This window comes from Nitratireductor sp. GZWM139 (genome assembly GCF_030068685.1).
GTDB lineage: Bacteria > Pseudomonadota > Alphaproteobacteria > Rhizobiales > Rhizobiaceae > Nitratireductor > Nitratireductor aquimarinus.
The window spans coordinates 85,943-106,752 of record NZ_JAMQML010000016.1; the positions used below are offsets into that span (position 1 = coordinate 85,943).

Consider the following 20,810-nt stretch of genomic DNA (forward strand, 5'->3'; position numbering starts at 1 on the left):
AGTGGCAACGTCTACCTCCCCTTCTTCCCGCGTGCGGGGAGAAGGGGAGGATGAGGGGCTGACGCCAGCTTTATTTCAGGAGATCCGCCATGCCCTTCTCGACATTGGCAAGTGCGGCGTCGAGGTCCTGCTGGCCCGACCAGTAGCCGGTAAACTCCTTTGCCTGCAGCTCGTAGATGGCCAGCGCATTTGCCGATGCGCCGCCATTCATGACGTAGCCATAGGCACCGGCATATTCGCCGAGCTGCACCAGATCCGGCCGCTCTTCCGCCACTGCCGCGACAGCCTCGGCCGACAGTGCCGGCGCACCGCCCGCACGGGCATAGATGAGGGCTGCCTCTTCGGTGGAGAGCCATTTCAGGAAGGCTTTCGCACCGTCCTTGTTGCCGGCGTTCTTGTTGAGGCCAAGACCGAGACCATGGATATGCGTGGCCCGGCTTTCAGGCCCGGCGGGTGGAGCGATGGTGGCGGTCGCGTCACCCACTGCGGGTGATTTTTCCGCATTGGTGAGATCGGCGGCAGCCGCGTTCCACTGCACCATGGCGGCCACCTGCCCCGCCGCATAGGCGGCATTGGCTTCGGCAAACTCGTAGGAAAGCGAGTCGCGCGGCGTTGCGCCGGCGTCGTAGAGCATCTTGTAGAGCTCAAGCCCCTCGCGGAATGCATCCGAATTGACCGTGATGTTGCCTTCGGCATCCATCCAGTCACCACCATGGGAACGCGCGGTCGACTGCCATACCATGATGTTGAACAGCAGGTTCTTCATCTGCAGAACGGTGCCGTAGCGGGTCGGGCTGTCCGGGTTCACCGCCTTGGTGAAATAAAGCGCGGTGGCCGCATAATCGTCCCAGGTCCAGTCATCCGGGTTCTTGGGCTCAAGCGGCTGGCCGAGATGCTCCTTGCTGATTTCCGCGTACCGTGCCCTGGCGCTGTCATCGCTCATCAGCGCATCGATGAGATCCTTGCGGTAATACATGAAATGCAGAGAAAGATCGGTCGGCACGCCATACTGCTTGCCCTCGAACTGCATGGTCGAAAGAACGGCATCGCCATAAAGCGCCTGCGCCCCGTCGGGCAGTTCCACCGGCTCCATGAACGGCGCATAGCGGCCGATCGAATAGGTGGCGAGCAGGTTCAGATCGAACGCATCGGACCCTGCAGCGAGATCTGCCTGCAGCTTGTCCCAGAAGCCGTCGCGGTTGAAGAACAGGAGTTCGACCTTGTTCTCATCGCTGACATCGTCCTTCGCGTTATAGGCTTCGGCTGCGGCGCGCAGCGCCGTTTCTTCAGGGCCGCCCGGCCAGCCGAGCACGGTGACCTCGGCGCTTGCCACGCCGGCCCACAGGCCCGCAGCAAAAACGCTTCCTGCCAACATGGCCGCAAATCGTGCAACAGGTCTCATATCCATTCTCCCATTCATTGTTTGACTTGGTTTTGTGTCGTGTTTTGAAGTGCGAGATCAGCGATGCCCACAACGCCGGCCCTCTCCCCCAGCCGGGCCGCCACGAGCCGTGGCTTCAGCCGTTCCGGAACGTGATCCAGCTGCGCTTCAATGCGCGCGCGATACCCCGGGGCAAGCCCGATGCCGCCGCCGATGACAATGCGGTCCGGGTCAAAGCTGAGCTTAATGTTGCGGCACAGAATGGCCACGCGCCGGGCCGAACGGTCGATGATTTCGTTCGCCCAGACCGCGCCCCTGGCCGCCGCGTCAAAAACGTCATTCGACGTTGCGCCCGGCTGATGCGCCGCCGCGGAAGCGGCGATGAAATTGCCCGAAACGTGATCCTCCAGCGCGCTGTCATCCCCGCCGGCGCCTTCGAAGTCCTGCCCCCGCAGGAGGCCGAAATGCCCGGCAAGTCCGGTTCTCAGCCGCCCATCCATGACAATGCCGCCACCAATGCCCGTGGAAACGGTCAGGAAGACGAGATTGCCCTCGGCTTCGCCGAAGCGATATTCGCCCCATGCAGCAGCCTGCGCATCATTGGCGGCGATGGTTGGCGTGCCGGAAAGCACGCCAACTGTTTCAAGCAGCGGAAAGCGGTCGGGAAAATCCAGCGTCCTGCGGTTGAGCGGGGACCAGAGCCCGTCATCCACGATGCCCGTTACGGCAACGCCGACACATCCATAGGCGCCCTTCCAGTGCTCGATCTGCGCAAAGAGCGCTTCGAGCCATTGGGCGGGTCCGCCCATATCGCGCGGGGTCGGCACTTTCAGGCTGTCGACAACGGTCTCTCCACGCACGAGCGCGGCAAGCATTTTCGTGCCGCCAATGTCGAGCGCCAGAACCGTCGGAGCCTCACGCATCACGCGCTCCCGCCCCGGCATCCATATCGGCCCGGAACCAGGAGGTGACATGCTCGGGCCGCGTGATCGCGGAGCCGACGACCACCAGCCGCGCCCCGGCCTGCAGCGCTTCGCCCGCATGACGCGGCAGGCGAATGCAGCCTTCCGCCACCACATGAGGCGTGAGCGCACGCATGGCGCTGATCAGTTCAAGGTCGGGCTCCGTGGGTTCCGGCCCGTCCGTGTAACCGGAGAGCGTGGAACCAACCATGTCGGCCCCTTCGTCAAGCGCCTGCCGGGCATCGGAAACAATCGAGCAATCGGCCATGGCGAGCTTGCCCGCCGCGTGAATGCGCCGGACCAGATCTGCCGTCGGAACGGGACGCTCGCGCTGCGTGGCGTCATAGGCGATGACGTCCGCCCCCGCCTTGGCAAGCGCCTCCACATCCTCGATCCACGGCGTGATGCGCACGGGAGACGTGTCCAGATCGCGCTTGATCAGGCCGATGATCGGCGCATCGGTGGCGGCCCGCACGGCTTTCACATAATCGGCAGATTCGATGCGCAGCCCCTGCGCGCCGCCGGCAAGCGCCGCCAGCGCAAAGGCAACGACGATGGGCGCTGTGTCCATCGGCCCGCCGGTGACCGGCTGGCAGGAGACGATCAGCCCGTTTTCGAGCGCTAGGATGCGGTTCGGCACGCTTTCTCCTCCATCTGTGGAGGATATCATAGGCAGACAAAATACCAGATAACAACCAGTTTCAAACTGGTATTAGCGGTGCAGCTCTATGACGAAATCGTAGACATCGCCACGATATTTGGTTTCCGTGAACTCGACGATCTGCCCGTCTTCCAGAAAGCAGCGACGCTCCATCACCAGAAGGCTGGTCTGCGGCGGGGCTTCGAGAAGCCGCGACTCCTCCGGTGTGATCGGGGTCGATTGCATGCGCTGCACCGCACGCACGGGCATGGCCCCTCTGGCCTCCAGAGCCTTATAGAGGGAATCGCCCACCTCGGCGGGTCTCGGCAGGAAACGCAGAGGCAGCGTCGCCGTCTCGATCGCGATGGGCGTGTTGTCAGCGGTGCGGATGCGCCTCAGGCGCGCGACCTCATCGGCAACCGAGATGCCAAGCGCCATCATTTCCGTCGGCGAGGGACGCCCTGTTTCCTTGGAAATCCATATGCATCCGGGCTCCAGACCACGCGAACGCATATCCTCTGAAAAGCTCGTCATGGTGGAGAGAGATTTCTCCAGCCGCGACGAAACCACCGTTTTTGCGCCATGCCTGCGATGCAGCAGACCATCCGCCTCCAGATCCTCAATGGCGCGGCGGATGGTGACGCGGGACATGGAGAGTGCGGCGCAAAGGGTGCGCTCGCTCGGGATCACGGCGCCGCGTTTCAGCCGCGACGAATGAATGGCTTCCGCCAGCGCCATTTCGACCTGGCGATAGAGCGGCTCGGCTCCGTTTCCGCTGGCGATATGCCCCCGTATGAATTCGAGAAGTGCCGCTTCATTCATTCCGCTCTGCCTCGGTCATTGTGTCCGCTGCGCATGATGACAAAATTTCTACAGGTTTTGAACTGGTATTATTTTATATGCTGCTTTTGATCTCCGAGAGCGGCCTTACGGCAACGCCATTCTCCCTTTGCTCCATGCCTCCGGGGTGATGAATCTTGCCGATTGGCATCACATCTACTATTTAATGCCAAAAGGAGAAATACCATGGCGCAGCTGCAGCCGGTCGATACACGCTCAAGGGAGTTCCGGCCCGCCCCGATCACGGATGACGAGGCAGCAGCCATGTTCCGCGCCACGGTGAACCTCTTCCGGCTATGGGAGATCACCGACGAGCAGGCCGCAACCCTGCTTGACCTGCCGCTGCGCACCTATCAGCGCTGGAAAGCAGGGGAACTCGGCCGCATCGACCGCGACAGCAAGGCGCGGCTTTCCAACCTGATAGGCATACACAAGGCGCTACGCCTCATCTTCCGCGAGCCCCAGCGCGCCTACCAATGGATCGGCAAGCCCAATGAAGCCTTCGGCGGCCGTTCCGCGCTCGAGATCATGCTGGGTGGAGAACTGACCGACCTCATGCGGGTGCGGCGCTATCTCGATGCCGAACGGGGCGGCTGGTGAACGAAATGAATACCCCTCCCCTTGCGCCCGTCGCATGGCGCGGCGCGGTGCGGATCATTCGCAGCATCTTTCCGCCGATCGATCTGTTCGAAGACATCGCCGACCCTGCCGACTGACCGCTGCTCATCTCCGCCGAACAGAAAACCAACCCGCGCATTATGGAGACCATCGGCAAGCTGGATCTCGTGCCGGAGGATCGCCGCGTCGCCGGCCCCGGCGCAACATGGCTGATGGCGCCCTTCACCCATGTGAGCCCGGACCGGCCGAGCCGCTTCAGCGATGGGCGTTTTGGCGTTCTCTATGTGGCGAAGGGCTTCGAAACCGCGCTTTTCGAAACGATCCACCACCACGCCCGTTTCATGGCGGCGACGAACGAGCCCGCTGGCTGGACCTCCCAGTTTCGCGAGATCGTGCTCGATGTGGGGGCTGAGTTACACGATCTGCGTGGCGAAGGCTGGGAACTGGCGCTTGCGCCGGACGATTATGCAGCGGGCCAGTCTCTCGCCGCTTTGCTGCGCGCTGACGGCTCGGAAGGCGTCGTCTATCCGAGCGTTCGTCATGAGGAGGGCGAATGCGTCGGCCTCTTCCACCCCGACAACGCGGCAAACCCCTTGCAGGGTCGCCATATCGACTATCACTGGAACGGGGAACGCGTTGATTTCTACCGCGATGCCGGCAGCGGCGCGGTGTTCAGGATCGTCTAGGACTCGCCCCTGAAAGACTGCCCTGTTACGGGGCCTTGCCGGTCGTCGGGCGAACGATCAGATGCGTTTCCAGCACTTCCAGCAACAATGCCGGCTGACGCCATACAGGGCGGCGCTTCGAAAAAAGTTAGCCGCCCTATTCAAACGAAGGGCGCGCTCTTCGACCAGATGGATACGCTCTCCGGTGGTCTCGATGAAACTGTTGGGGTTCACTTCGCCCGGGGGCGGGGGGCTGCCGGGTCAATCAACAATCGATAACTTGCCTACAATCTGGAGCATCGCGGAAAGGTCGCCGCGATGTTCCCAAAGCCGAGCACACCAGGCGCTTCAAGTTTGCGGCTGTGGAGCTGCTTCCAATTCCGGCCCCGAGATGGATGCAAGCCCGGTCAAAAGCAGCACGATCAGATCCGCCTGCCGATGGGTGCCTGTCTTTCCAAAAAGATTGCGCAGATGAAACGCGACCGTGGTGGGTGACACGGCAAGATCCTGAGCGATCTCATCGGTTCGCCGACCATGCGCCAGAGCGCGCGCGACCTGCGCCTCTGTCGGTGTCAGGTCAAACAGCTTGGCAAGCAGTTCGTCAGGAACCGCAGGCCGGCGCTCGGGATCGGAGATGAACACCACCGCCTGCGCATCTCCATTCATGGCCTCGCTTGTATCGGGCAGCGCGCAGGCCGTAAGCAGAAAGTCGCGCTGACCGGAGAGGCGCGGCACCGACAGGCTCGAAAGGTGATCCCGGCCAAGCCGGGCAGCCTCGCAGGCCTCGGCCAGAAACGATTTCATCTCAGCCGCGAGATTGGAGGAGGCAGGCCGAAGCGCCCTGTCGATGACCAGACCGTCGCCGGCCCGGTGAATGGCCTGCGCCGCGCGATTGGCAAATGCAACACCAGAGCCCGACACCAGAACGACACCGAAGGAGAGAAGATTGACAACGCGCCGCATGCCGGCAGCCGTGCCGGCGCGTGCGTCGGTCAGCGCCTGACGCATCGCGTCCAGTTCGCGCCCCGCGCCCTGTCCCAGTCGCTCCACCTGTCGCAGCCGCGCCTCGATGGTGGCAAGCATCAGGTCGAAGTCGATCGGCTTGACCAGATAATCATCAGCGCCCGCACGCTTGCCATTGATGACGGCGTCACGCTCGTCGAGCGCCGTCAGAAACACGAAAGGCACATCCGCCAGACCGGGATGGCTGCTGCGCACCGCTTCCAGCAATCCATAGCCGTCCAGTCGCGGCATGGTGATGTCGCAGAGAATGAGATCCGGGCGGCTTGTCTCCAGCATGGCGAGCGCTTCGCGCCCGTCTCTGGCCGCCAGCGCCTCATAGCCGGCGATCCCGAGTTCATCGATGATGTCCTGCCTCAGATGACGCTCATCCTCGACGCACAGAATAATTGGTTTCGATCCGTTGCCTGCCATTGCCGCCCGTGTACCCCCTTCCCTGTCGCCAACCCATAGAATGACATGCGTGAGCCTCCGACGACACCCCGTCAAGAATGACGCGCCCGTGCATCCATGCCGCCTGTCCAACCGGTTGTGTTCGAAAGCCTCCGGCATATCCCCGTTCAAACGAAGGGGGCGCATCTTCCCTATCGTCAATAGTTTTTGCAAAACTGATTCAACCGTCGGAGAGACAAGGGAATGTGGGATTTTTCCATAGGGCGCGCATTGGGGCTGATGGCCCGGACAATGCCGTTCATTGTGCTGCGGATGGCGGTCTATTTCGGCGCTGCCGTGGCCTATGTTCTCGTCACCGGTGTCGGCGCCGGCGTCGGCTGGGGCATCGGCGGGTTCGGTGATCCCGACTTTCAGGCGACGACGACCATGTGGGGCGGCGTCATCGGCTTCGGCGTGGTCGCCGCGGTGATGTATCTGCTGCGGGAATATGTTCTCTATGTCGTCAAGGCCGGCCATATCGCCGTGCTTGTAAAATTGCTCGACGGGGAAGAACTGCCCGAAGGACGCTCGCAGGTTTCCTATGCCCGTGAGGAAATTTCGCGGCGCTTTGTACAGGCGAGCGTGCTTTTCGGCATCGATCAGCTGGTCAAGGGCGTGCTGCGCGCAATCACCGGGCTGGTGCGCGGCATGGTGAGCATTCTGCCGATCCCGGGCGCACAGCAGTTCGTTTCGATCATTCACGCCTTCCTGCGCATTGCGGTGGGTTTCATCGATGAAGTCATCCTGGCATTCGCGATCCGCACCAATTCCGACAATGCCTGGGAATCCGCGCGGACCGGGCTGGTGCTCTATGCCCAGAACTACAAGCCGATGCTCAAGAATGCGGCCTGGCTGGCGCTCATCGTCTACGGGCTGTCCTTCTTCGTCTTCCTCATCATGCTCGCGCCTGCGGGCCTCGCCGTCTATCTCATTCCCGGCGCATGGTCGGCCGGTGGCGTTGTCTTCGCCCTGCTTTTCGCATGGTCGGTCAAGGCGGCGCTGCTGGAGCCATTTGCCATCACCTGCATGATGGAAGTCTATTTCCGCACCATCAAGGGGCAGGTTCCGGACCCTGCCTGGGAAGCAAAGCTTGAACAGCTTTCGAAGAAATTCTCCAGCCTCAAGGAGAAGGCCGCGTCCTATCAGCCGCCGCGCGCCAACCCCGATCCGGCGACCGCGAACGGCTGACCTCCCGCGGCAGCGCCATTCCGGGGCGTCCACAACACGCTGGACGCCCCGGAGCATCATTTCGGCCCGCGCCAAACCTTCACCCCTTCATCACCCATGCCTGCTAACCCGTCTCTCAGCGGATCAGACTTCGCTCTTGCAGCCATCGGCCCTTGAACGCGCGCGTCCTTGAGAGTTTGATGGTGCGGGGCGGTGAAACGGGGGAACACCAATGTCGCAAAACACTTTCGCCGGCATGGCCGGCGCTTGCGAAACGCGGTCGGATGCATCGCGGACAGGGCAGATCAGAAGACTTGCGCGCATCGCGCTTCTCGGCGCCGGGCTTGTCGCGTTCCTGCCGCCAGCCCTTGCCGGAGAAGACAATCTCTCCTCCCCGACCGGAGATGTGGTGCTGACGGTGACCGGCAGTATCAAACGTACGAATGCCGATGATAGAGCGCTCTTTGACGAGGCCATGCTGGCGGCGCTGCCGCAGAAATCCGTCGAGACAACAACGGTTGTGACCGACGGGGTTCGCCGCTTCGACGGTTTCCTGATGCGCGATCTGCTCGATTATCTCGGGGCGGATGGAGAAACGGTGACGGCAAGCGCCATCAACGACTACATCATCGACATTCCGATGGAAGATTTCTCGCGCTTCGATGTTCTCGTCGCGACGCATATGGACGGCCAAAGACTCCAGCCAAGCGACAAGGGTCCTCTGTGGATCGTTTATCCGCGCGACGATCACGACGCATTGCAGGACATCCGCTATGACTATCGCTGGGTCTGGCAACTCGTTCGGCTGAACGTGGAATGAAGCGCGGAAGCGACCTCTTCGCCTATGTCACGGTTGGCGTCACGATCCTCGCCTTCGCGGTGCTGCTGGTCTTCGCCCTCATCCGCCTGCTCGACACCGAGGCGGAGATACGGCGCAGCCAGGGCGACAACATGCTGTGGTCCATATCGCAGGCGCAATCGGCCGCGTTGCTGCTTGATGTGGCGGTCTCGCAGAAAAGCTCCATTCCGGATAGCGAGGTGGATATCGCGCGGCGCTATGACGTGCTCCTGAGCCGTCTCGCCCTTCTCACCGAAGGTCCGCAGGCACGCTATATGGAAGAACTGGGCATGGGAGAGAGCCTTGCCCGGCAGGACAGCGCCATCCGGGCACTGGAGACCGGGTTGCACACGCTCGCCCTCGGCGACGCCACGGTGGCGCTCTCGATCCACGAACTGCTTGAAACCCTCAGTCGGGATCTCGGTCGCGCAGCCAATCGCTCCATGGTCAAACACTGGGATGCAACCGGCGCGCGCCTCGACAGGCAGCAGGCGGCCATCATTCAGGTCATCGTGTCGATCCTGGGGATCATCGCGCTCGGCATCTTCCTTTCGGTCATGATGCTCCGGACCATGGCGGAGAGACAGCGCATTCGCATGTCGCTCTCGCGCGAGCGCGAAAGCGCAGAGCTATACCGCAGTTTCGTCGGGCTGGTGTCGCATCAGTTTCGGACCCCGCTTGCCGTGATCGATTCTTCCATGCAGCGCATTCTGCGCAGCGGCGACGCCATGGACCAGGCCGAGATCGAACGCCGCGCGCTTCAGGTACGCTCGGAGGTGCGCGATCTGACCAGACTGATCGAGGCAACGCTTGAGGTCATCCGTCTGGATACCGGTCAGGTCGCGATGAAGCCGCGAAACTGCGACATCGCCGCTCTTCTGGAACGGGTAAAAGCCCGCCAGCTAACGGAAACGCCGGATCGGGCCATCGACATCGTGATCGGCGACGAAGTTCCGCCCTCCTTCGTGTCGGACCCGTTTCTGGCGGAGCAGGTTCTGACCAACCTTGTCTCCAACGCCGTCAAATACTCGCCAGAGACCGAGACCGTGCTGATCGGCGTCCGCGCGGAGAACCGGCAGATCTGTTTTTCGGTTCAGGACCAGGGCATCGGCATTCCGGCAGAGGAGCAGGACAAGATGTTCGGCCACTTCTTCCGGGCGAGCACCGCCCAAGAGGTTCCCGGTACCGGCGTTGGACTGAGCATCTCCGCCCAGCTCGCCGAGCTTCTCGGCGGCAGGCTCGACTTCGTCAGCACCGCCGGGATCGGCTCCACCTTCACGCTGAGGCTTCCCGATGAGTGGCCAGCCGCGCGGGTCTAACGCCCCGGCTTGCCCCTGTATCGCTCGGTGAACTCGGGCCCTATATCGGCTTCTTCATAGGCGCCGATCAGGATGCCCTTGCCGTCGGAACCATTGCGCCCGGCGATGATCTGCGCGTCGGATTTCGTGGTTCGTTGCGAGGGCCTGCGCGCCCATTCCGCAAGGCGTTCCGCCATCATACGCCGGATGTCCTCATACTCCGCATCATCACCAAGATCACGCAGCTCCTGGGGGTCGTTCACGAGATCGAACAGCATGGGGCGGAATCCCTCGACATGCGTGAACTTCCAGCGCTTGTCCGCAACCATGAAAAGCCGCGCCTGTTTGGGCGGCACGCCCAGTTCCTCGGCCATCGAAGTCTGGGAATAATCATATTCCGAGATCACGAAATCCCGCCATTCCGCTGGCTCTTCACCGTGGGGGAACGGCATCAGAGAACGGCCTTCCAGCACATGATCAGGCACCTCGCCGTCGGCGAATTCAACAAAAGTTGCCGCCAGATCGATCGACTCGACCAGCGCGTCGCAGACCTGTCCGCGCGTGGCGTCAGCTTCCGCAGAAGGATCGAAAATGATCATCGGCACCTTCACCGACTGCTCGTGGAAGAGATCCTTCTCGCCCAGCCAGTGATCGCCAAGGTAATCGCCATGGTCTGAGGTAATCACGATCATCGTGTCTTCCAGACGGCCGGACCGTTCCAGAAAGTCCAGCAATTGCCCAAGCTGGTCATCACATTGCTTGATGAGACCCATATAGGCCGGGATCACCTTCGCGCGCACCTCGTCGCGGCGGAAGGCCTTCCCGATCGTGTTGTCCATGAAGGCGCGATAAAGCGGGTGCGGGTTCTGCCGTTCACCTTCGGAACGAACCGGCGCGATAACGTCACGCGCGGAATAGAGGTCGTGATAAGGCGCGGGCACGATGTAGGGCCAGTGCGGCTTGATGTAGGAGAGGTGGCAAAGCCACGGCCTGTCGCCGCGCGACGCGATGAACTCTTCCGCCCGGCGCGTCAGCCAGGGCGTCTCGGAATCCTCTTCCGCGATGTTTGCCGGCTTGTCGGCGTTTTCCATGAACCAGCCGGACGCCATGTCACCATCGTCATCGACGGCGGAATTGGCGAAGTCATGCCAGGGGTTTGAGCCCGGGTAGCCCTTCTCCTTGAGGTAGTCGTTATAGGGCTGCGGACCCGTATCATAGTGGCCAGCCGGCCCCTCACCCCACAGGCCGTCATCACGGACGAAGATGTCGAAGCCGCATTCGGCCACCCGTGCGCCGATGATCGAGTCCCGCGTCAGGCCAAGCCGCTCCATGCCGTCGGCGTCCACCCGCATATGCGTCTTGCCGACAAGAGCCGCATCCATGCCGAGCCGCCTCAGATGGTCGCCGAGCGTGATCTCGCCCACCTTCAGGGGAAAGCCGTTCCAGCTCGCGCCATGGGAATGCACATAGCGGCCGGTGTAGAAACTCATGCGCGAAGCGCCGCACACGGGCGACTGCACATAGGCCCGCGTGAACCGCACGCCCATGGATGCAACCCGGTCGAAATTCGGTGTCTCCAGACAGGGATGCCCCGCGCAGCTCAGATAATCGAACCGCAGCTGATCATACATGATGAAAAGGATGTTCCCGGGCTTACCCGACATGGGACTCCGCTCGATAGACCGTTGACAAAGACAACAAAACTAAACACGATATCGTTGACAAACGCAACGATATCGAGTGGAAAGCAATGGCAGGCAGCATGCCAGCATCGATAGGACCAGACGAGACCGTCGCGCTCCATCCACGGATCGGCGACATTCGTGATCTGCTCACCTTCCGCGTCGCCATGCTTGGCGCGGCGGGCGACCGCATCGCGCAGCAATGGCTTGCGACGGAATTCGGCTTTCGCATCGTGGAGTGGCGGGTGCTCGGTATCATCGCGGCATCGGAGCCGGTGCGCTTCTTCGAAGTGGCCCGCGCCCTGCTCATCGACAAGGGGCAGTTGAGCCGCGTCGTGAATGTGCTGGCGAAAAAGGGGCTCGTGGAGGCGGAACCCGATCCGGACGACCAGAGGACGATCCGCCTGCGCACGACCGGCGAAGGCGCGGATGTGCACCGGCGCATTCTCGCACGCGCCTTTGAGCGCAACCAGCTTGTCGTGGCGGCGCTGACGCCGGGCGAACTTGAAACCCTGTTTTCGCTTCTCGACAAGCTGCAGCCAATGATGAGCCACCGGGCTGCCCGCCCGGCCGAGGAGGCTGAAACCTGAAACGGGCCTGAAAAACGAAATGGGAGGAAAACATGTTTGGTAAGTTGTTACGCGCAGCGCTCGCTGCAACCGCCGTTCTCGGCGTCTCGATGGGGGCGGCCATGGCCGACTGGCCGTCGAAGCCGATCCAGATCATCATTCCGTGGCCCGCGCCGAACGATCCGTCCACGCTGGTCGCCAACGCAATCGCGCCGGTGATGTCGGATGAACTTGGCGTGCCGGTCAAGGTGGTCAACAAGCCCGGCGGCGGCGCGGTGCTTGGCGCTGCCGATCTGGCGAACGCCCGTCCCGATGGCTACACGATGGGACTGGTTTCCATTGGCCCGATGATCACACAGGTGCTGCGCGGCAAGACGCCATACAAAAACGATGACCTCCAGCCGCTCGGCCTGGTGTGGTCGAGCCCCTTCACGCTGGCCGCGCGCGCTGACGCTCCCTATTCCAATCTCGATGAGCTCGCCGAATACGGCAAGAAGAACGAACTGCGTCTGGCGCATTGGGGCCTTGGAGCAGTGCCGACCCTGATTGCCATGAAAGTGGCCGAAACCGGCGGCTTCGAGTGGAAGGAGACCGCCTATTCAGAGCTCAACCCGCTTCTGGTCGTGCAGGGCGATGCCGATGTCATCACCTTCTCAACGCCGGGCCTGACCGATTACATCGACGCCGGCAAGATGAAGATCCTGGCAGCCATGGTCCCCGACCGCCTGCCGGCCTATCCCGATGTGCCCAACGTGTCCGAACAGGGCTATGGTGACGCCTATTCGATCTGGTTCGGCGCTTTTGTTCCCAAGCAGACCGACAAGGAAATCGTCAACAAGCTCTCCGCGGCCTTCTTCTCCGCGATGAAGAACGAGAAAGTGGCCGAGGTGATCGAGGATGTCGGTGTCGTGCCGCATTCCAGCGGGCCCGATGAGGCGCGCGCGCGCATGGATCGCGAGCTGGCCGAATTCGGCACGACCATGAAAAATCTCGGGATCATGGAATAGTCACCCATGACAAACCGGACGGACGAAGACAGCGCGGCAGAAGCGCCGTCAGGGCATGAAACGCTGGCTGCCGGGATCGGCCTGGCAGCCGCCGTACTTCTCATCCTGTCGCCCTGGCTGGTCGACCGGTCCGGTCCGGATCCTTTCTACAAGGGTCCGCTGATCTTCCCGATGATCGTTCTGGCGGGAACGGCTCTCTCGGCCGTTCCCGCGATCCTGCGCCTGCTGTGCCACCGTGTCGGCCTGCCCTTCCATGTGGATGGGAATGGCTTCCCCGGACGCGCCGCGGCGCTGTTCGTTCTGATGTGCCTCTATCCGCTGGGCATTTCTGCAATTGGCCTTTCCGCCGCAACCTTTCTGGCTGTGCTCATCGGGCTCCTGATGGTCTATCGGCGTCCCTGGCAGTCCGTCGCCATCGCCGCTATCATGACCCTGACCGTGCATCTGGCTTTCAAAACCTTTCTCGACATCTGGTTTCCAGCACCCTGGCTGTTTGAAATGATCGGGGCCTGAACTCATGGAATTTCTTGCACAGGGCTTCAGCCAGGCCTTCTCGTTCGCAAACATCGTTGCGCTGGTCATCGGCACCACGGTCGGCATCATCGTGGGCGTTCTGCCGGGGCTCGGCCCGATGGTGGGCATGGTGGTGCTCCTTCCCTTCACCTTTTCGCTGGAACCGTCCGTGGCGCTCTCGCTTCTGCTCGGCGTGTTCTGCGGCGGTTATTTCGGTGGCGCGGTTCCCGCAATCCTGTTGCGAACACCGGGCGTCCCCTCCTCCATCGTCACCGCCTTTGACGGGTTTCCGCTCACCGCGCGCGGTGAGGCGCAGACCGCGCTTTCCGCAGCACTCGTGGGTTCCCTCGGCGGCGGTCTCGTCAGCATCGTCATCCTCATCATGCTCGCGCCGCTCCTCTCACACGTGGCAGCAAGCTTCGGGCCGCCGGAATATCTGGTCGCGGCACTTTTCGGCGTCACGCTCGTCGTCGTGTCCTTCCGCGATCAACTGGCACGCGGCCTTCTTCTCCTCGGCGTCGGACTTTTCCTGTCCACCATCGGCATTGACGGTCCGACACTGAGCGCGCGCTTCACCTTTGGCTTCTGGCCGATGCAGAACGGCTTCGATCTTGTCGCGCTGGTGCTTGGCATCTTCGGCATCGGCCAGTCTCTGCTGCTTCTCGAGCAGGGCATCCTCAAGACGGACCGGCTGGATCTCGGGCGCAACACACTCGATTTTTCGCGCATCATCGGAACGCTGCGATACTGGCGAACCCTTATCCGCTCCGGCGTTCTGGGAACCTTCATCGGCCTCCTGCCGGGGCCGGGTTCGGTGCTCAACCACCCCCCGCAATTATGATTTTCAGCTTGAAACAGCCTTGAGGGAGACTTCGCCATGAGCGAACTCGAAATCGTCGACATCCGCAAGAATTACGGCAGTGTGGAGACCCTGAAGGGCATTGACATCAGCCTGGAGAGCGGTGATTTCCTTGTGCTTCTCGGCGCTTCGGGCTGCGGCAAATCCACCCTGCTCAACATGATTGCGGGACTGGCCGATCCGACTGCCGGCGACATACGCATCGAGGACCGCTCGGTTCTGGGTGTTGCGCCGAAGAACCGCGACATCGCGATGGTGTTCCAGTCCTATGCGCTTTATCCAAACCTGACCGTCGCGCGCAATATCGGGTTCGGTCTGGAAATGCGCGGTGTGGCGAAGGAAGAGCGCGCCGCCGCCGTTCAGGAGGCCGCGCGCCTGCTCAAGATCGAAAACCTGCTGGACCGAAAACCCGGTCAGCTTTCCGGTGGTCAGCGCCAGCGTGTCGCCATCGGGCGCGCGCTTGTCCGCAAGCCGAAAGTCTTCCTGTTCGATGAACCGCTTTCCAATCTGGACGCCAAGTTGCGCATGGAAATGCGCGCCGAATTGAAGCGGCTGCACGCCATGCTCAAGACCACGGTGGTCTATGTCACCCATGACCAGATCGAAGCCATGACGCTCGCAACCAAGGTTGCCCTGATGCGCAACGGCCGTGTCGAGCAGTTCGGAACCCCGGCGGAAATCTACAACACGCCTGCGACAAGATATGTCGCCGAGTTCGTCGGCTCACCGCCCATGAACATGCTTCCTGCCCGTGTTGCCGGGAACAGGGCGATTGTGGAAGGCACGGACACGGCCTTCGATCTTCCCGCGACATCTTCCGGCCTTCTGGAAGAAAACCAGCCCATTATCATCGGCATTCGCCCTGAAGCGCTTCATATGGCGGAAAATGCCGAGGAGGCCACCCTCGCGCCACGCACCGAAATTGCAGAGATGACGGGCCCGGAAGTGGTTGTCTCCGGCCTGCTTGGCGAACACAAGGTGGTCGCAACCCTGCCCCCTGCTCTCGACACGCCAACCGGCGCGCTCCTACCTCTGAAGGTCGCGCCGGATGCGCTGCACATCTTCGATGCGGACGGGCGCAGGGTCGGGTGATCGTGTCGCTTGAGCCTGAGACAGGGAAGGTGCACTAGGCTCCCGGCTTCTCGGCTTCCGCGGCTCTCGCGACGTCCAGAAGCAGATCGAAGGCTTCGCTTCCCTGTTCGAGCTTGCCGTCTTCGATGCGGTGGATCAGCGCAATCATCTCCGCCAGAACCGGCGTGGCGATATCCGAATCGCGCGCCAGTTCGCAGATTATGCCGAGCTGGGCATCGACCTCGGTGCGGCGCTTGCGCACCGCAAGGTCGCGCCAGATGCCGGAATGGGTTTTGGCCGTGTACCGGTTGAACTCGGCCAGATCCGCGATGGAACGACGCGCTTCCGCCTCGCCCGCTCCCGCCGTGAAGGCAGACGGGTCGAAACCGTTGAAGCCTCTCGGTTTCACATTCTGCACCGCCGCGACGGAGCAAACCTCACGCCCGAGGCGATTGAAAACCGCGAAACGATGCGGATCGGCGAAATTGTCCGACATGCTGTCATTGTTGAGCGCCGTTGCGTAAAGCATCGCCCCATAGGCGAGCTTGCCCCACAGATAGGACCAGATGTCATCCGTGAGGATGGCGTCGGGGTCGAAGTCTCGCAGCAGGGCATGCATGGCGCGTGTGCGCTCGCCGATGGAGCCATCGACCTCACCGACCACCACCGCGCCACGATTGCCGTAGAGCACGCGCCCGGGGCCAATCCAGTCAGCGCCGAAATTGACGAACGCCCCCATGGTCCGCTCGCGGCCAACGATTGAAGCGATTTCCAGCTCGTTCAGCCCGTTCTGCGCCGAAAGGACAAAGCCGTCCTCGGCCAGATGCGGCAGGAGCATGCGGCAGGCTTCGGCTGTGTGCTGCGCTTTCACGACCAGAACGATGCGCTTGAACACACCCGTAAGTGCATCGGGCGTCACCGCGTCGACCTGCTGGCGGAACTCCGCCACAGGCCCTTCGATGCTCAGCCCTTCGGCTGAAATTGCACGCACGTGATCGGCAACAAGGTCGACCATCAGAACCGGATGGCCGGCGCGCGCCCAGTAGGCTCCAAGCGTGCCCCCTATCGCCCCTGCGCCCCAGATCAGGATCGGCTCGCTCATGATCCGCTTACCTCCAGCGTCTCGATGAAGAAGACGGCATCATGGCTTGCCACATGCAGCCCACCGTCGCGCGTCACCCATCCCCGGAACATGCCGTCCGTGTTGTAAGGCGCGCTGATGTTGCCCGCGCCGTCGACGGCCACGGCGCCCGCGCCGATGCCGTAGGATTTCAGGTCTTCGCGAATGACCCTGTCCGCTGCGGTTTCGAGCGTCTCGCCCAGATAGGCGATCCGGCTTGCGATCTCGTGCCCGACCACATGCCGGATAAAGAACTCGCCCTGGCCCGTGCCCGATACCGCGCAGACACCATCGCGCGCGTAAGTGCCCGCACCGATGATCGGGGAATCGCCGACCCGCCCTTCCGGCTTGTTGTTGTAGCCGCCCGTCGAGGTGGCGGCAGCCAGATGCCCTGCGGCATCGAGCGCCACGGCGCCGACCGTGCCATGCTTCTCGGCTTCGGAGGCTGCGGCGTAGGTGCCAGCCTTTGCATGCGCCTTCATCGATGCCAGTGCTTTGCGGCGGCGTTCGGTCGTAAAGTAATCGGGTGAGACGATGTCGAGCCCACAACGCTCGGCAAACCGGTCGGCTGCCGCGCCAGTGAGAAGCACGGCTCCGCTTTTCTCCATCACCGCGCGCGCCGCCTTCACGGGATTGCGAACGCGGCTCGCCGCCGATATCGCGCCGGCATCCAGATCCGCCCCGTCCATGATGGAAGCGTCGAGCTCGTGCTCCGCATTCTCATTGAGGGCAGCGCCGTAACCGGCGTTGAAATGGGGCGAATCCTCCATCACCACCACGGCTGCCTCCACGGCGTCCACCGCCGAGCCGCCGGCCTGCAACACCGCCCAACCGGCGCGCAATGAGGCGGCCAGATCCGCGCGCGCTGCTTCCCACTCCTCTTCACTCAGATCGAGTTTGGCCATGACGCCGCAACCGCCATGTATCGCCAGTGCCACAGGCTTCATTGTCATTTCCTCAAAAAAATACCCGACCACTCGCCAAGAGACAGCCGGGTTGGGGCGAATGCATCGCAGGTGACGTTGGTGTTGACTGCGATGGCGAAAGTGCACCCAGAGCCACCGGCCGCAGGGGAGTCTGCGGCCGGAATTCTGTCCGCCTTATTCGGTGGGGCGGATGTTCATCGCAAGCGTGTCCTCATCGGAGCGCGGCGTGATCGAAAGATCCTTCTTCATCGCCCAGGCGCTGACGATCGATGCGATTGGCAGGTTCGGACGATCCGTCGCCACCAGTGCGTTTGCTTCTTCAAGAAGCTCGCGGCGCTTGCCCTCGTCCATCTCGGCTGCCGCTTCCTCGATCAACCGGTCCATATCCGGATTGGAATAGCCGCGAACATTGAACGCGCCCATTTTCGTCTCGGGATCATTGGTGTGAACGAGCGAGGAGAGCGTGTAATTCGCCTCGCCTGTCAGCGTGCCCCAGCCAGACATGGTGAACGAGAATTCGCCACGGGTCTTCGCCGGGAAATACACCGCTCCCGGAGCCGCATTGGCGTCGGCCTTGATGTTGATGCTGGCAAGCATCTGGGCAATCGTCGTGCCAACGTCCTTGTCGCTCGGCAGACGGTCATTGGTGAAGGAGAACGTCACCGCAAAACCATCCGGATATCCGGCTTCGGCCATGAGTTCCTTTGCCTTGGCGACGTTGTACTCCGGCACCTGCAGCGCATCGTTGTAGCCAAAGATGTTCGGCGTCACGAGCTGGCTCGGCGCCGTTCCCATCGTTTCCATCGCAATTTCGGTGATGGTTTCACGATCGATGGCGAGGTCGATGGCCTCACGCACGCGCGGGTCCAGGAATGGGTTCTTGTCCAGTCTGGAACCGTCCTTCGCCGTGATCTGCGGGCTGTCTTCACGGAAGTCGAATTCTACATTGAACAGGTAGACGCTGTTTTCACGCGTTACCTTGAGCGCTGAATCGCGTTCAAGCACCGGCACGTCTGCGGCCGGAACGCGCGCAACGATATCGACCTGCCCCGCCTTCAGCTGCGCCACGCGAGACGCATCGTTGGGGATCTCCTTGCGGACAACCTTGTCCCAGGGTTCGGTCCCGCCCCAGTAGCCGTCAAACTTCTCCAGAACCAGCTCTTCCTTGGGCGTCCAGGAAACGAACTTGTAAGGCCCGGTGCCAATCGCGGCTTTGCCCGAATTGAAGCCCTCATTGGCCGTGTCTTTGGTCGAAAAGTCAGCGGCAGCCGTGTGCGAAACCACAAAGAGGCGAATGAAATCATTCGGCAGCGTGGGAGCCGGCCCGTCCGTCTTTACCCGGATCGTGTAGGGATCGACGATTTCGATCGAGGCAACGCGGCGCACATAGATGGTGGTCGGGTTGGGACCGGCCACATTGGGAATGCGCTCGATGGAGAATTTCACGTCTTCGGCGGTAAAGTCGGAACCGTCGTGGAACTTCACACCCTGCCGCAGCTTGAACTCCCAGGTGCTGTCGTCAATTGCGGTCCAGCTTTCGGCCAGCCCCGGCTCCAGCTCAAGACCATTGCCCGATTTCACGAGCGTATCGTAGATGTGTTTCATCGCTTCGGCATGGGTGCCAGCGGCGGTGAAATGCGGATCGATGGACAGCGGTCCGGCGCGCACGCCAATGGTGAGATCGTCAGCCATGGCAAGACCGGAAACACCCGTCATCAGGGCTGCGGCCAGTGCTGCTGCACGAAACTGCGGTGTGAACTTCATCTCCTACTCCTCTGGATTGATGCTGGTTGGCCAGTTCTTTGAATCGACGACCATTTTCGCCAGAAGCTCGGAGAGCATCAGACGTTCAGCCTGGGTGAGTTTGGCGAGAATGGTGTTCTCGCGCTCCACCATCGGCTGGAGTGTTTCGTCGAAAATTTTCCGCCCCTTGTCAGTCAGGTGCAGAACGAAACTGCGCTGGTCGTCTGGCGCGACTTCACGCAGAATAATGTCCTTGTCCAAAAGCTTCTGGACGGCTCGGCTGATCGTGTTGCGCGGAAAGCCCGAAGACGAGCAGATGTCGCGCGCTGCGATGCCGCTTTTGAGCCCGATCGAGTAAACCACGACGAATTCAGGCCGCGGCAGGCCGTATTCCTTCTCGATCCAGTTGTAGACGGGAATGTTGAACCCGAGGGCGAGGTAGTTCAGCCGGAACGAGAACCAGCAGGGGTTCTCCCACAGCTTGACGCCGACCAGCTCGTCCACAGCGCCTGTGGCGCTTTCGGTCATGCCGCCGCCCATCACCAAATCACTAAATCCACGCGTGGCGGAGCCCGCCTCCCGATGATCGTTCACGAAATTTCCTTTCGTGTTTTTGTTCCATATGGAACTTGACGCAACGTTTAGTCGCCGTCAATATCTTTTTATTGTTCCGTATGAAACTAAAAGCGGTCGACAGGACCGAGCCATAAACAACAAGAAGCAGACAAGGTGCCCAATGCGCATTGCCGAAATGAACTGGATGCAGGTCGAGGAACGAGCCGCGAAGGATGACCGCTGCGTTCTGCCGCTCGGAAGCGTCGAACAGCACGCTTATCTGAGCCTGGCGGTGGACATGATCCTCGCCGAGCGCGTTTCCGAAGAGGCCGCCGCTCCTCTCGGCATACCCGTGTTTCCGGTCGTGCCTTACGGCCTCGCGGCCAGCTTTGCCGACTATCCCGGCACCGTGTCGCTTCGGCTTTCAACCTATGTCGCGCTGGTCGAAGACCTGCTCGACAGCCTGTATCGCTCGGGCTTCCGCCGCATCCTCATCGTCAACGGTCACGGCGGCAACACGCCCGTCACGGCGCTCGTTTCGGAATGGCTGAACGCCCATCGGGACGCCAGCGTGAAGTTCCATGACTGGTGGCGCGCACCGAAGGTCTGGGCGAAGGTTCAGGAAACCGACCCGGCCGCATCGCATGCGTCATGGATGGAAAACTTCCCGTGGACCCGCCTTGCGGGCGTCGAGATGCCGCAACCGCAGAAGCCCCGCATCGACTATGCGCGGCTCGCCCGGGTCGATGCCGGACGCAAGCGCGAACTCCTTGGCGACGGCAATTATCACGGTTTCTACCAGCGCCCAGACGAGGAGATGACGGCCATCTGGGAGGTGGCCATCAGCGAGGCCAGAGAGCTTCTGGACGGCGCCTGGGACTGACTGAAGCAAAACCGATAAAGC

The 20,810-nt window shown here is 61.9% G+C and carries 20 protein-coding genes and 1 pseudogene; 11 read left to right on the plus strand and 10 right to left on the minus strand.

The window, feature by feature from the left end; all coding sequences use genetic code 11:
- Positions 1-70: 70 nt before the first annotated feature.
- The 4 genes from NDI72_RS18050 to NDI72_RS18065 all read right to left on the minus strand — a co-directional run bounded on the left by NDI72_RS18050 (position 71) and on the right by NDI72_RS18065 (position 3,805).
- Positions 71-1,402 (minus strand): extracellular solute-binding protein, encoded by a 1,332-nt coding sequence (locus tag NDI72_RS18050; RefSeq protein WP_283801268.1) that lies wholly within the window; start codon positions 1,400-1,402, stop codon positions 71-73.
- A gap of 14 nt (positions 1,403-1,416) precedes the next feature.
- The gene (locus NDI72_RS18055) at positions 1,417-2,304 is read right to left on the minus strand and encodes an ROK family protein (protein ID WP_283801269.1); all 888 of its coding nucleotides are present in this window, start codon (positions 2,302-2,304) and stop codon (positions 1,417-1,419) included.
- On the minus strand, positions 2,297-2,983 hold the full coding sequence (locus tag NDI72_RS18060) for an N-acetylmannosamine-6-phosphate 2-epimerase (RefSeq protein ID WP_283801271.1): 687 nt from the start codon (positions 2,981-2,983) through the stop codon (positions 2,297-2,299). Before NDI72_RS18060 ends, NDI72_RS18055 begins: the two co-directional genes overlap by 8 nt.
- Before the next feature lie 72 nt (positions 2,984-3,055).
- The gene (locus tag NDI72_RS18065) at positions 3,056-3,805 is read right to left on the minus strand and encodes a GntR family transcriptional regulator (protein ID WP_283801273.1); all 750 of its coding nucleotides are present in this window, start codon (positions 3,803-3,805) and stop codon (positions 3,056-3,058) included.
- Positions 3,806-4,009: 204 nt separating this feature from the next.
- Between NDI72_RS18065 and NDI72_RS18070 the strand changes: the two genes are divergently transcribed.
- Both NDI72_RS18070 and NDI72_RS18075 read left to right on the plus strand, forming a co-directional pair.
- The gene (locus NDI72_RS18070; protein ID WP_283801275.1) at positions 4,010-4,423 is read left to right on the plus strand and encodes an antitoxin Xre-like helix-turn-helix domain-containing protein; all 414 of its coding nucleotides are present in this window, start codon (positions 4,010-4,012) and stop codon (positions 4,421-4,423) included.
- A gap of 5 nt (positions 4,424-4,428) precedes the next feature.
- A pseudogene (locus NDI72_RS18075) lies at positions 4,429-5,127 on the plus strand (RES family NAD+ phosphorylase).
- A gap of 327 nt (positions 5,128-5,454) precedes the next feature.
- Here the strand turns inward: NDI72_RS18075 and NDI72_RS18080 are convergent.
- Entirely contained in the window at positions 5,455-6,540 is a 1,086-nt protein-coding gene (locus NDI72_RS18080; protein ID WP_283801276.1) for a response regulator, read from the minus strand.
- A gap of 222 nt (positions 6,541-6,762) precedes the next feature.
- Here NDI72_RS18080 and NDI72_RS18085 point away from each other — a divergent pair, with 222 nt between their 5' ends.
- The 3 genes from NDI72_RS18085 (at position 6,763) to NDI72_RS18095 (ending at position 9,882) form a co-directional block, all read left to right on the plus strand.
- A complete protein-coding gene (locus NDI72_RS18085) occupies positions 6,763-7,746 on the plus strand; it encodes a hypothetical protein (protein ID WP_283801277.1) in 984 nt (327 codons plus the stop codon).
- Between the two features lie 211 nt (positions 7,747-7,957).
- Positions 7,958-8,545 (plus strand): putative pterin-binding protein, encoded by a 588-nt coding sequence (locus NDI72_RS18090; protein ID WP_283801278.1) that lies wholly within the window; start codon positions 7,958-7,960, stop codon positions 8,543-8,545.
- Positions 8,542-9,882 (plus strand): sensor histidine kinase, encoded by a 1,341-nt coding sequence (locus NDI72_RS18095; RefSeq protein ID WP_283801279.1) that lies wholly within the window; start codon positions 8,542-8,544, stop codon positions 9,880-9,882. The genes NDI72_RS18090 and NDI72_RS18095 overlap by 4 nt, the downstream gene beginning before the upstream one ends.
- Here NDI72_RS18095 and NDI72_RS18100 read toward each other — a convergent pair.
- Positions 9,879-11,525 carry an alkaline phosphatase family protein gene (locus NDI72_RS18100; RefSeq protein ID WP_283801280.1) on the minus strand — a complete coding sequence of 549 codons (1,647 nt, stop codon included), beginning with the start codon at positions 11,523-11,525 and terminating at the stop codon, positions 9,879-9,881. The genes NDI72_RS18095 and NDI72_RS18100 overlap by 4 nt on opposite strands.
- Before the next feature lie 98 nt (positions 11,526-11,623).
- On the opposite strand from NDI72_RS18100, the gene NDI72_RS18105 reads away from it, so the two are divergent.
- The 5 genes from NDI72_RS18105 to NDI72_RS18125 are packed head-to-tail and all read left to right on the plus strand — an operon-like array spanning position 11,624 to position 15,583.
- Positions 11,624-12,133, plus strand: a complete 510-nt coding sequence (locus NDI72_RS18105; protein WP_206994633.1) for a MarR family winged helix-turn-helix transcriptional regulator — start codon at positions 11,624-11,626, stop codon at positions 12,131-12,133.
- Positions 12,134-12,165: 32 nt separating this feature from the next.
- The gene (locus NDI72_RS18110) at positions 12,166-13,119 is read left to right on the plus strand and encodes a Bug family tripartite tricarboxylate transporter substrate binding protein (protein WP_283801282.1); all 954 of its coding nucleotides are present in this window, start codon (positions 12,166-12,168) and stop codon (positions 13,117-13,119) included.
- A 6-nt stretch (positions 13,120-13,125) separates the two neighbouring features.
- Positions 13,126-13,632 carry a tripartite tricarboxylate transporter TctB family protein gene (locus tag NDI72_RS18115; RefSeq protein WP_283801283.1) on the plus strand — a complete coding sequence of 169 codons (507 nt, stop codon included), beginning with the start codon at positions 13,126-13,128 and terminating at the stop codon, positions 13,630-13,632.
- Positions 13,633-13,636: 4 nt separating this feature from the next.
- Positions 13,637-14,473: a tripartite tricarboxylate transporter permease gene (locus tag NDI72_RS18120; RefSeq protein ID WP_283801284.1), complete on the plus strand. Its 837-nt coding sequence runs from the start codon at positions 13,637-13,639 to the stop codon at positions 14,471-14,473.
- Between the two features lie 36 nt (positions 14,474-14,509).
- Positions 14,510-15,583: an ABC transporter ATP-binding protein gene (locus NDI72_RS18125; protein WP_283801286.1), complete on the plus strand. Its 1,074-nt coding sequence runs from the start codon at positions 14,510-14,512 to the stop codon at positions 15,581-15,583.
- Between the two features lie 34 nt (positions 15,584-15,617).
- Here NDI72_RS18125 and NDI72_RS18130 read toward each other — a convergent pair whose 3' ends face one another.
- The 4 genes from NDI72_RS18130 to NDI72_RS18145 all read right to left on the minus strand — a co-directional run bounded on the left by NDI72_RS18130 (position 15,618) and on the right by NDI72_RS18145 (position 19,945).
- Positions 15,618-16,664, minus strand: coding sequence for a ketopantoate reductase family protein (locus NDI72_RS18130; protein ID WP_283801287.1), 1,047 nt, complete (start codon positions 16,662-16,664; stop codon positions 15,618-15,620).
- Positions 16,661-17,629, minus strand: coding sequence for an isoaspartyl peptidase/L-asparaginase family protein (locus NDI72_RS18135; protein WP_206545014.1), 969 nt, complete (start codon positions 17,627-17,629; stop codon positions 16,661-16,663). Before NDI72_RS18135 ends, NDI72_RS18130 begins: the two co-directional genes overlap by 4 nt.
- Positions 17,630-17,782: 153 nt before the next feature.
- On the minus strand, positions 17,783-19,372 hold the full coding sequence (locus NDI72_RS18140) for an ABC transporter substrate-binding protein (protein ID WP_283801289.1): 1,590 nt from the start codon (positions 19,370-19,372) through the stop codon (positions 17,783-17,785).
- Between the two features lie 3 nt (positions 19,373-19,375).
- Complete coding sequence (locus NDI72_RS18145; protein ID WP_206545016.1) at positions 19,376-19,945, minus strand: MarR family winged helix-turn-helix transcriptional regulator; 570 nt, start codon at positions 19,943-19,945, stop codon at positions 19,376-19,378.
- Positions 19,946-20,087: 142 nt separating this feature from the next.
- Between NDI72_RS18145 and NDI72_RS18150 the strand changes: the two genes are divergently transcribed.
- Positions 20,088-20,789 (plus strand): creatininase family protein, encoded by a 702-nt coding sequence (locus tag NDI72_RS18150; protein WP_206545017.1) that lies wholly within the window; start codon positions 20,088-20,090, stop codon positions 20,787-20,789.
- Positions 20,790-20,810: the final 21 nt, after the last annotated feature.